Below are 11325 nucleotides of genomic sequence, written 5' to 3' on the forward strand. Positions count from 1 at the left end.
TTATCTCCGCATGAATTCGGGGGCGACGAGCAGCAAGGCCACCGCCTGTGCCGGACTTTCGCAATTGGCGAGCGCTGTCTGCGTGGCCGGGCTGACCGACCCCGGCAACAGCTTCGGTGCCAGCGCGCGGGCATCGATATTGCCGGCCCGCGCGGCGAAACGCTCGGCGGCCTCCACTCGGCGCAACACCGCATCGGGCCCGGCCCAGCTTCCCGCAATGTCATCAAAGCCGATCGGCTGTCCCGGCTTCCACGTCGGCTGGCCAAGCTGGTTGAGCAACCCGACGATGACCTGGGGGTCCGCGACCTTGACGTTCAACGCGCGCATCGAGGAAATCGTCCATTCCCACGGCGTCTTGAACTTCACCGGCTGTTCAACCCACGCCTCTGGCGAAGCGATCAGTGCGCGGTACAGCGTTGGCAAATCGCCGCCCGAGGTGAGGAAAGCCGTTTGCAAACGCTCGACCATCGCGGGCGGCGGTGTATCGCCCGCGAAATGCCGCGCCAGCTTGGTCGCAATATGCGTGGCGGTCGCCGGGGCAATGGCGACGTCGAACAACACCGCGCGCGCTTGCTCGACCCCGCCCGCCGGATAGCGTTTGCCCATGATCATGCGATCGCCGGGTTCGTGCAAGGGCGCGGCAAACACGAAATCGCCCGGCAATCCGTCGGTGCCAGCGGCGGCCGACCCTGGCCCGCGCCCGATGCCGGCAACCGTCCACCCCGTCATCGCGCGGGCAAATTCGGTGACGTCGGCCTGCGTATAGCCAGTGCGCACGCCGAGCGTGTGGAGTTCCAGAATTTCGCGCGCGAGATTTTCATTGAGGCCAACCTTGCGGTTGCCGCGCGCGGCAATCTTCAGCCCGAGCGGGGATGCCGGGCCGACCGACACCGCCTGGTCGAGATAGAGCAACATCGCCGGATGCTGCTCCACAGCGAGCAGCATATCGCGGAAGCTCCCCAGCACATGCGGCCGGATCGCCTCAAACTCCAATGTGCCCGACAGGCCGATCACTTCGAGCTTATCGGCAGAAACGGCAAAGTGATTCGCCCAGAAATGCACCAGCCGTTCGACAAAGGGCGTTTCCGTCACCAACGCGTTGGTCGCACGCGCGCCAACCGCGCCGGCGTAATCGCCGCGACCGGTGCGCTGCGCAAATTGCCGGGCCTGGCGCATCGCATCGTCTTTTCCGGGCGGCGGCACAGTTCCCGGCACTGGGGTTCGTGGCTGCACCGGCTGCGCGCCCATCTGAAGACCGGCGGGAGCGGCACCCGGCATCGCGACGGCAGCGGCGGCGGGCGGCGCGGCCGGTTTGGCCCCTTGCTGCGCGCGCAATGCACGTTGCTGACGGAAATAGTCTGCCAGCTCGGCGGAGACGCCTGCGCTCGTCGGCGCGCTGGCGATCACATCCGGCACAGGATCATATTTCGCAAACTGACCGGTCAGCCAACCGAGCGGATCAGTCGGTACGGGTTGGTCTCCTCGGGCACCCAAACCGAAGCGGTTGAGGGCTATACTCGCCTTGGTCATCAACTGTCGTCCTTACGAATCGGCACGCTGTCTATGGACCGTAGATGTCGCAGAATTGTGCCCGAAACGGCCTATGCGTTCGTTTGTTGCAACTGCGTGCGCGTCGTTTGCGCTTGGGCACTTTGCTGCACTGCAATATAAATCAGCGCGACAGCAGGACATCCACCCGGAGGGGATGCGCGATCGGCCTTAACTCCCCAGGAAAGGAACGATCATGTTCAAGACTCTCTTTGCCGCCACGGCTCTGCTCGCCGCCGCTTCGCCTGCCTTTGCCGATGATGCCGCGCAGCGCACCTTCACGCGCGATGGTGACACCTACACCTACACCACCGTGAACAAGGGCAAATATGTCGTTATCAGCGGCCGCGCTGCCTCGGGCGGCACGTTCCAGCTGCAGGTGCGTGGCGACCATATCACCGGCTTCTCGCGCGGCGTGCCGGTTTCCTTCACCGTTCCCAACGCCCAGGCGAAGCTGACCAAGACCGACATCGCGCTCCGCTAAGCGGTGGATCGCATTGCGAGGCGCGTCGCCGGTATCCGCCGGGGGCGCGCTTCGCTTGTCGGCGGGCGCTAAAAGCCTTCCGGCAAGTCGATCGGCCCCACTGCCGCACGATAGCGGGCAACCGCGTAGCGGTCGGTCATGCCGGCAATAAAATCGGCGATGTGCCGACTGCGCCCCGGTTCGTCCTGCGGCATCCGCGCATTCCAATCCCCCGGCATCTGCGTCGGGGCGGCGCGATAGGCGGCGAACAGCCCCGTCACGATCCCCTCCGCCGCCCGTGCCGCCTCCAACTGGCGCGGATGGTGGTAGAGATTGGCGTACATGAAGCGCTTTAGCGCGCGCTCATCCTCGCGCATTTCGGCTGAGAAGCCGACCAGACACCGCCCCGCCGCGCGCACATCGGCAAGGTCGCCAATCCCGGTCAGCCGCGAACGGGTTTCCGCGATCAGATCATTGACCATCGCGCCGATCTGCGAGCGGATCAATTCCCCGACCAGCCGCCCCGGCGCGATGCCGGGGAAGCGGGCGCAGACATCGGCCCAGCCACGCGCCACCACCGGCACCTCCAGCAATTGGTCGAGCGTCAGCAACCCGGCGCGCAAGCCGTCATCGATATCGTGATTGTCATAGGCGATATCGTCGGCGATCGCGGCGACCTGCGCCTCCAGGCTCGGCCAGCGCATCAGTTCCAGCGGAAAGGCGGCATCGCACTCGGCCAGCGCCCAGCCGGGATGGGCGATCGGCCCATTATGTTTGGCCAGCCCCTCCAGCGTTTCCCACGTCAGGTTGAGCCCGTTCCAGCGCGGATAGGGGCTGTCGATCATCATCAACGCGCGCAACGTGTTGCCATTGTGGTCAAACCCGCCCTGCCCCGCCAGCGCGGCTTGCAGCGCATCCTCCCCGGCATGCCCAAAGGGCGGGTGCCCGATATCATGCGCAAGCGCGAGCGCTTCGGTCAAATCCTCGTTCAGGCCGAGCGCCCGCGCGATCGTCCGCGCGATCTGCGCAACCTCCAGGCTGTGGGTCAGGCGGACGCGGAAATGGTCGCCATCAGGGGCCAGAAACACCTGCGTCTTGTGTCGCAAGCGCCGAAAGCTGATCGAATGGATGATCCGGTCGCGATCGCGCTGGAACGCGTCGCGCGGGCCGCGCGCACTACGGCCCTCGCCGCTCGGCTCGGGGTGGAGCCGACCGCGACTGCGCTCGGGGTGCGAGGCCCATGGCGCAAGCGTCGTCATGCTACCCAAAACCTTCTCATTTCGCGGGGAGTTTGGAGATCTTCTGGCCCGCTTCGCTCACAAAGACGAATCCCGATATGTCGTCCTTGGCCAGATCGTTGACGAAGCGCTGCGCCTCGTCCTCCGATTTGAAGGGCCCTGTCAGCAATCGGTTGGTCGCGCGCAGCGGCGTGGTCCAGGCACTTTTGCCGCCAAACGCCTTGGCCGCCTTGGCCCGGATCTTGGTCCATTGCTTGGGCAAATCCCCGACATTGGCACCCCCTGCCACCTGCACCCAGACGCGCGCCGGTTCGAGGAATTTGGGGTCCTTCTTCTTTTTCTCTTCCGCTGCCTTTTTGTCGGCGGCGGCCTTCTTTGCATCGGCGATCTTTTTGTCCGCAGCGGCTTTCTTGTCGGCAAGTGCCTTCTTCTCCGCCGCCGCTTTCTTGTCGGCGGCACGCCTGTCTGCGGCCTGCTTTTCGGCGGCTTGCTTATCCGCAGCCATCTGTCGTTCGCGGTCGGCTGCGGGCTGGGGCTCGACCACCGGCTGCGCAACCGGCACTTGGCGAGCGGGGGCTGGCGCGGCAGCGGGTGCAGGTACCTCGTTCTGAGTCTCCGCCCCGGGCACCTTGATCTCCGAAATGATCGCCGCGAGGATCGATTCCTCGCTGCGCACCGGGGTTGGTGCCGGACGGGGGGGCGTCGGCGTGATAGTCTGCGTGGGTGCCTGCGCCGCGACTGGCGCGATTGCCGCATGGGCGGATTGCTGGGGTACTGCGGCCGGAGGCGCGGCGAAACGTGCCCCATCAGCCTGCGATGCTGTCGGCATAGCCGCTCTATTCGCCTGAGCGACCGGATTGATCGCCACGGCGGGGACCGTCCCCGTTTTCAACACCGGCGATTGCGGCTGCGGCGGCGCGGTTCTGACCGGCACACCGCCTTGCGCTGCCGTCACGGACGGCGCGCTGACCGTTGAATGCGGCAGCGTGGTCGCGGGCGGGGTGACGGGTAGGCGCACCGTGTTTGAGGCCAGAACCGCGGTAGAGGATGCGGGCGGGGCAGCATAAGCCGGGGGCACCAGCTGTGCTGGGGGTGTCGGCGCGGCTATCGCCGCCACGGCGACCTCGCTCCGCCCCTGATCCTTATGGGCCTTGCGCGCCTTGCGCCGCTCTTCCCGGGCGTCGGCCGCGACGACCGGCTTCGCCACCGCCGCGACCGCCACAGGCGCGGTCGGATCGGGGCCAAGCGCCGCCAACGGTGGCACCATGCGGGCATCGGCCAACCGCTCAGGGCTGGGGCGGACTTCGCCGAAATGCACCGCGAACGCACGATCCGCCGGGCGCAATCCCGGCAAAATTTCAAAGAACGGCTGCAGCCCCTGCGCCATGCCGGTCGGCATCATGCTGGTTGCGATCTTCTCCGCACCGGCCTTGTCGCCCGCCATTGCGAGGATGAAGGCGCGCGCGCGCCACGCGCCACGATCGCTCTTGCGCAGCAGCGGCTCGATTTGCGCCAGCGCAAGCTCACGCTTGCCGGAAATCCCCAGCGACAGGGCATAGCGTCGCTGGGTTTCCTCATTAGCCCCCGCCTTCAGCGCCAGTCGATATTCGCGTTGGGCGCGCTCCTGCTCGCCGACCAGATCATAGGCCAGGCCTCGATCGGCGGCAAAGGTCCGCGCGTCTCCGCCAAGCGCTTCCGCCTCCGCAAAGTGGCGCAAGGCATCGCCCGGACGCTCGGCCGCGACGAGCAGCGCCCCCTCACCGGCTTTGACGCGCGCGTTACGAGGATCGATCCGCTCGGCGCGTGCAAAGAAAGCGGCGGCGGCGGTATCGTCGCCGAGCTTCAGCGCCAGTTCCCCGGCGCGGACCAACGCTTGCAGATTGTTAGGGTCGGCGGCCAGCGCGCGGATTTCGCTCGCAAGCAAATCGGCATCGGATAGCGGTTGGACGGTGGTGGGATAGGGGGCGGTTGGATAGGGCGACGCCGGGGCGGTTTGCGCGTGCGCCGCCGTTCCGCACGCGGCCAGCGCGATCATCGAACTGGCAAGACGAATGCGCATCCCGTTTCCTAGATCACAAGGGCTTTCCTCCACCCGCGTTTTGTGGGCGAAGAAAGGAACCCATAAGAGCGCCGCCTGGTGTTACGCGGAGGCCCGGCCGGTCGGCGTCGAAAGAATCTCCCCCCCACCGTACCGCGCTCTAGACCCGTTCACGCTGCAACCGGCAATGTCGCACACCACTGGCTGCGACAGACCGACACGCACGGTCGGCAAGCGGCACCCGCGAACGGGTGCCGCGCGGACGCTGCTTATTGGTTGTTCTGGCGATGCAGGAAGCGCGGAATGTCCAGCGCGTCCTTGTCGGGCGACGGCTCTTCGTCGCGGGCGACGCCGCGCGACACGCTCGACATCCGCTCGAACAAGGTGCCGCCCAGCTTTACGCGCGGTGCAGGCGCAACGGGTTCTGGCGCGACGAGCGGCGCTTCCTCGGCGGCGGCAGCACCCGGCGACAACCACCGGCGGCGAGTCGGGGCTTCGGTCGGCGTATCGTCCGCCGCAGCGGCGGCGGGCGCATCAAAGTCGTCCCCAAAGGTTCGCACCGGTGCCGCAACCGGCTCAGGCGCGACGGCAGCTTCGCTGCCAAGCACCAGCTCGTCATCGTGCGACGCCACCGGTTCGGGGGCCGCGACCGTCGGGGCGGCCGGGGCGATTTCCGCCTCGGGTGCCGCCAAAGGTGCCGGCTCTTCGGCCTTTTTCGGGGCGGCAAAGCTGAACGCGCGCGAGGCAGGAGCCGGAGCGGCGACCGGGCGCGCTTCCGCCTCAATCCCGGTCGCGACGACCGAGACGCGGATCTTGCCCTCGAGTTCGGGATTGAACGCCGAACCCCAGATGATGTTCGCGTCTTCATCGACCAGTTCGCGAATGTGGTTCGCGGCTTCATCGACTTCGAGCAGGCGCATGTCGTCGCCACCGGTGATCGAGACGATGACGCCCTTGGCCCCCTTCATCGACACGCCGTCGAGCAGCGGGTTGGCGATCGCCTTCGACGCCGCCTCGATCGCGCGATTGTCGCCCGAGGCTTCGCCCGTGCCCATCATCGCCTTGCCCATTTCCTGCATCACCGAACGCACGTCGGCGAAATCGAGGTTGATGAGGCCGGGCATGACCATCAGATCGGTTATGCCGCGCACGCCCTGCTGGAGGACTTCGTCCGCCATCTGGAACGCTTCCTTGAAGGTCGTGTTCGCGTTCGCCACCAGGAACAGGTTCTGGTTGGGGATGACGATCAGCGTATCGACATACTTCTGCAGTTCCTCGATGCCCGCTTCGGCGCTCTTCGCGCGGCGCGTGCCTTCGAAAGCGAACGGCTTGGTCACGACGCCAACGGTGAGAATGCCCATATCGCGCGCCGCCTTGGCGATGACCGGGGCCGCACCGGTGCCGGTGCCGCCGCCCATACCGGCCGCGATGAAGCACATATGCGCGCCTTCGAGCATCTTGGTGACTTGCTCGATGGTTTCTTCCGCCGCCGCGCGACCGATTTCGGGGCGGCTGCCGGCGCCCAGGCCTTGCGTAATCTTCGCGCCAAGCTGGATCTTGTGGCTGGCGGTCGATTGCTTCAGCGCCTGCGAGTCCGTGTTCGCGACAAGGAAGTCGACGCCCTGCACATCGGCGCGCATCATGTTGGCGATGGCGTTGCCGCCAGCGCCGCCGACGCCGATTACGGCGATGCGGGGGCTCAGTTCGTCAACTTCGGGTGGCAAAAATTCGATGCTCATAGTTCGTCTCCACCGTGCGCCCACACCCCGGCGCGAAAAATCTGCTTAAACCTGTTCTGCACCATCGCTTGCGGTCGTTCCAGCGCGAACAGCTAAATCCTGTCGTAATTCTTTAATAATTTGCCCGGGCCGCCGCCAGCAAACGGCGGAACAGCGCGAATCCCTTCGGGCGATGCACCAACTGCTGCTTGCTCGACAAGGCGCGCAGGTCGACCGGGTCCGCTGCCGCATAGAAAGCCAGCCCCGCAAGCGTGGTAAACGCCGGCGTCGCGTGCGCTTCCGGCAGGCCGGTAAGGCCACGTGGCCGCCCGATCCTGACCGAACGCCCCAGCGCCTGCTGCGCGTAATCGGCGATGCCCTTCAACTCGGCACCGCCGCCGGTGAGCACGACTTGCCGCCCGACCGGCCCTTCGAATTTCAGCTCGGCCAGCGCTTTGCCGACTTCACCGATCAAATGGTCGAGCCGCTGGCGAATGACCGCGATCAGTTGCGCCTTGGTGATGCGCGTGCCGTCGCTGGCATCCTCCTCGGCCGAAATCGGCGCGACGTCGATCATCTCGTGATTGTCGCGTGGGCTTGCATTGGCCGAGCCGTGGACGCACTTCATCCGCTCGGCCTGCGCGCGGCGCGTGCCGAAAGCAGAGGCGATGTCGTCGGTAATGTCCTGCGCGCCGATCGGGATCGACAGTAGCCCGACCAGCATTCCGCCCGCGAACAGGGAAACGTTGGTAATCCCCGCCCCCAGTTCGACCAGCGCCACGCCCAGTTCGCGCTCTTCATCGCTGAGACACGCCATGCCCGTCGCCACTGGCGACGCGATGATCGACTTTACCTCCAGATGCGCGTTTGCCACGCACAGCCCGAGATTGCGCACGGGAGATCCATCGGCAGCGACCACATGGATGTGCACGCCCAACCGATCGGCATGGAGCCCGAGCGGCCGCTTCACGCCGGTCAGCCCGTCGAGCGTATAGAGTGCGGGCTGCGCGTGCAGCACCATGCGACCGGCGGGATCGATCGAATCGCGCCCGGCTTGCAACAGCGCATCGATATCGGATTGCTCGACACGGTGGCCGCCCAGCTCGAACTCGATCGATGCGACATCGGACACCAGCCCACCCGCCGAAAAGCTGACCCAGACATTCTCGATATTGGTGCCGGCAATGCGTTCGGCCTGCTCGACCGCCTCGCGCACCGCGACTTCGGTCGCGGCGGCGTCGGCGATATAGCCGCGCTTGACGCCCTTGCTCTCGCGCTGGCCGGTGCCGAGCACGATCAGTTCCCCGCCATCGCCCTTCTGCGCGATCATCGCCGACACCTTGGAGGAGCCGATGTCGAGTGCGGTGATCAAACCTTCCGGTGCTGTCTTCGCCATTACGCCATACCCCTATTGCCGGGCCTCGATACCCTATCCCTCACCGGCTGGCCCCGATTGTTTCGCTTCGATTCGCACTGGCTGCGTTGCCGCCCCGGTTGCCCCCGCAAGCGGCGCTGCGGGATCGGTGATCGCGCGGTTCGTTACCGTCCCCGGCTTGCGCGCGACCAGCCGTGTCGGATCGCGCATGTCGAAGCCGAGCCAGCCCTTGCCGAGCAGCGGTTTGACGCCGTCAAGCTCGGCAAATTTAACCAAAGCCTTGCCCGCCGCGACATCGCCCTCGGGCAGCGCCAGCGTCTCGCCGGTCTCAAAGGTCAGCGTCCAGCGCCGGTTGCCGACCCAGGTCGCCGCCTTCACTTGCCCGCGCAGCGCCGGTGCCACGTCGAGCAACTGGCGATAGGCCGCTTCCTGTTCATTGGCATGCGCGCCGATGACGAGCGGCAAATCCGGCATCGCCTGTGGGTCGACCGGCTCCAGCCAGGTGCCGTTCGCCGCAATCAGCGCCAATTGCCCGTCTTCCTGCCAGATCGCGCTCGGTTCACGCTCGACGACATGCACGATCAGCGTATCGGGCAAGCGCCGCGAGACGTGCGCATCCTCGATCCAGCCGCTATGCGCGACCAGATCCTGCCGGATCTTCTCCAGACTGACCAGCGGCATCGCCATTGACGGCTGGTTGGCCGCAATCTTGTAGATGACATTATGGTCCATCCGGTTGAGCCCGGTGATCTGGATATTGGTAACGCGGAAGCCCGCTTCGCCAATCGCCTCGCCCAGCGCCGAGCCGACCGCGCCCGGCACCCCGAAATAGGAGGCCGTCGCCAGCCCGACCGCACCGACCACGCCCATGATCGTCCAGGTCGCGATGCGGCGCAGCGTCGCCTCGCTCACCGGCAGCATCGCGATCACCCGGTCGATCGTCGAGACCTTGGGCGGGGGACGCCGCTTGGGCTGCACCGGGCGGCGCGCGGTGCCGCGCTTGATCGTGGCGCTCATGCCGCCACCGCCTTCACCGCTTCGTCGAGCAGCGTCTGCACCAGCGCCGGATAGGAAATGCCGCAATGCCGCGCCTGTTCGGGCAGCAAGCTGAGCGGCGTCATGCCCGGCTGGGTATTGACTTCGAGCAGGAACAGCCCGTCGACACCTTGTTCGTCGTCCCAGCGGAAGTCCGACCGCGATGCGCCTTTGCAGCCGAGCAGGCGATGCGCATCGAGCGCAATCCGCTTACACGCCGCCGCAATCTCATCGGGCACGTCGGCCGGGAACACATGTTCGGTCAGGCCATCGGTATATTTGGCGTCGTAATCGTACCAGCCGTTCTTGGGCTTGAGCTCGGTGACGCCGAGCGCTTCGCCGCCGAGCACCGCCGTGGTCAGTTCACGCCCGCGAATATAGGGCTCGGCGAGCAGTTCCTCGAATTCCAACCACGGCCCCGGCGTGCTGCGGGAGATCGGATTGCCGTAATTGCCTTCATTGGTGACGATCGCGACGCCGACCGACGAGCCTTCATTGACGGGTTTCAGCACATAAGGCCGCGGCAGCGGGTCGCCCGCATACAGCGTCTCGCTTTTCACGATGCGCCCGCCCGGCATCGGAATGCCGCCGGGGACCAGCAGTAGCTTGGTCAATTGCTTGTCGATCGCGATGACCGAGGTAGCGAGGCCGGAATGGGTGTAGGGCAACCCCATCAGATCGAGCATGCCCTGCACCGAACCGTCTTCGCCCGGCGTTCCGTGCAGCGCGTTGAACACGATGTCGGGTTTGGCTTCGGCGAGCTTGATCGCGACATCGCGCGCCATATCGATCGCGGTGACGCGGTGCCCGAGCGACTCCAGCGCCTTGACGACGTCCGCGCCGGTCATCAGCGACACGTCGCGCTCGGCCGACCAGCCGCCCATCAGGACTGCGACGTGGAGACGCACGAAAGCCCTCTCCCCTTCAGGGGAGAGGGTTGGGAGAGGGGCTGTATCGGGAAAAACGCTCATGACTGCCCCTCTCCCCGGCCCTCTCCCCTGAAGGGGAGAGGGAGGTTCTCGCCTACTCGCTGAATTTCCCACTCCAGCGTCACGCCCGACTGCGCCTTGACGCGCGCGCGGACGTCTTCGCCCAGTGCCTCGATCTCGGCGCTGGTGGCCGAACCGAGGTTCAGCAGGAAATTGCAATGCTTCTCGCTGACCTGTGCGTCGCCGATGCGCAGGCCACGGCACCCGGCTGCATCGATCAGCGCCCACGCCTTTTCACCCGGCGGGTTCTTGAAGGTGGAACCGCCCGTGCGGCTGCGCAGCGGCTGCGATTCCTCGCGCGCGGCGGCGATGCGGTCCATTTCGGCCTGGATGACAGCGGGGTCCTCGGCATGGCCACGGAAGGTGGCGCTGACGACGACACACCCCTCCGGCAAGGTCGAATGGCGATAGGTATAGCCTAGCTGCTCTACCGCCAGCACCTGCCGCGCACCCGAGCGCAGCACCACCTCGCACTCGACCAATATATCCTTGGTCTCGCGGCCATAAGCCCCGCCATTCATGCGCACGAAGCCGCCGACCGTGCCAGGGATCGACCGCAGGAATTCCACCCCGCCAATCCCCGCATCGCGCGCGGTGGAGGAGACGAGGATCCCACTCGCCCCACCGCCGCAGCGCAGCGTGGTGGCATCGAGCCGTTCGACCGTGGCGAACGGCTTGCCCAGACGGATGACGACGCCAGGAACGCCGCCGTCGCGCACAATCATGTTGGAGCCGAGGCCGAGCGCCATCACCGGCGTTGCCGGGTCGAGCGCGGCGAGGAAGGCGCTGAGGTCGGCGACATCCTTCGGCTCGAACAGCCACTGTGCGGCGCCGCCCGATTTGAACCAGACGAGCGGTGCCAGCGGGGCATTTTGGGTCAGACGGCCTTCTATTCCCCTCCCGCTTGCGGGAGAGGTTAGG

Annotated in this window: 9 protein-coding genes; 1 reads left to right on the forward strand and 8 read right to left on the reverse strand. The window is 66.3% G+C overall.

Annotation, left to right across the window (positions count from 1 at the left end):
* Positions 1–1530, reverse strand: a complete 1530-nt coding sequence (locus tag H4W01_RS13135) for a DUF1800 domain-containing protein (protein WP_209611521.1) — start codon at positions 1528–1530, stop codon at positions 1–3.
* A 214-nt stretch (positions 1531–1744) separates the two neighbouring features.
* Here H4W01_RS13135 and H4W01_RS13140 point away from each other — a divergent pair, with 214 nt between their 5' ends.
* Entirely contained in the window at positions 1745–2032 is a 288-nt protein-coding gene (locus H4W01_RS13140) for a hypothetical protein (RefSeq protein WP_010403983.1), read from the forward strand.
* 68 nt (positions 2033–2100) lie between these two features.
* Here H4W01_RS13140 and H4W01_RS13145 read toward each other — a convergent pair whose 3' ends face one another.
* The 7 genes from H4W01_RS13145 to murB all read right to left on the reverse strand — a co-directional run bounded on the left by H4W01_RS13145 (position 2101) and on the right by murB (position 11297).
* Positions 2101–3270 carry a deoxyguanosinetriphosphate triphosphohydrolase gene (locus H4W01_RS13145; RefSeq protein ID WP_209611523.1) on the reverse strand — a complete coding sequence of 390 codons (1170 nt, stop codon included), beginning with the start codon at positions 3268–3270 and terminating at the stop codon, positions 2101–2103.
* A gap of 16 nt (positions 3271–3286) precedes the next feature.
* On the reverse strand, positions 3287–5308 hold the full coding sequence (locus H4W01_RS13150; RefSeq protein WP_209611525.1) for an SPOR domain-containing protein: 2022 nt from the start codon (positions 5306–5308) through the stop codon (positions 3287–3289).
* Between the two features lie 248 nt (positions 5309–5556).
* The gene (ftsZ, locus tag H4W01_RS13155) at positions 5557–7026 is read right to left on the reverse strand and encodes a cell division protein FtsZ (RefSeq protein WP_209611527.1); all 1470 of its coding nucleotides are present in this window, start codon (positions 7024–7026) and stop codon (positions 5557–5559) included.
* 112 nt (positions 7027–7138) lie between these two features.
* Positions 7139–8401: a cell division protein FtsA gene (gene ftsA / locus H4W01_RS13160; RefSeq protein WP_209611530.1), complete on the reverse strand. Its 1263-nt coding sequence runs from the start codon at positions 8399–8401 to the stop codon at positions 7139–7141.
* A gap of 33 nt (positions 8402–8434) precedes the next feature.
* Positions 8435–9397, reverse strand: coding sequence for a cell division protein FtsQ/DivIB (locus H4W01_RS13165; protein ID WP_209611532.1), 963 nt, complete (start codon positions 9395–9397; stop codon positions 8435–8437).
* The gene (locus H4W01_RS13170) at positions 9394–10323 is read right to left on the reverse strand and encodes a D-alanine--D-alanine ligase (protein WP_209611534.1); all 930 of its coding nucleotides are present in this window, start codon (positions 10321–10323) and stop codon (positions 9394–9396) included. The genes H4W01_RS13165 and H4W01_RS13170 overlap by 4 nt, the downstream gene beginning before the upstream one ends.
* Before the next feature lie 59 nt (positions 10324–10382).
* Positions 10383–11297, reverse strand: a complete 915-nt coding sequence (gene murB, locus H4W01_RS13175; protein ID WP_209613360.1) for a UDP-N-acetylmuramate dehydrogenase — start codon at positions 11295–11297, stop codon at positions 10383–10385.
* Between the last annotated feature and the right edge of the window lie 28 nt (positions 11298–11325).

The organism is Sphingomonas sp. PL20, from assembly GCF_017875905.1.
Taxonomy (GTDB): Bacteria; Pseudomonadota; Alphaproteobacteria; order Sphingomonadales; family Sphingomonadaceae; genus Sphingomonas; species Sphingomonas echinoides.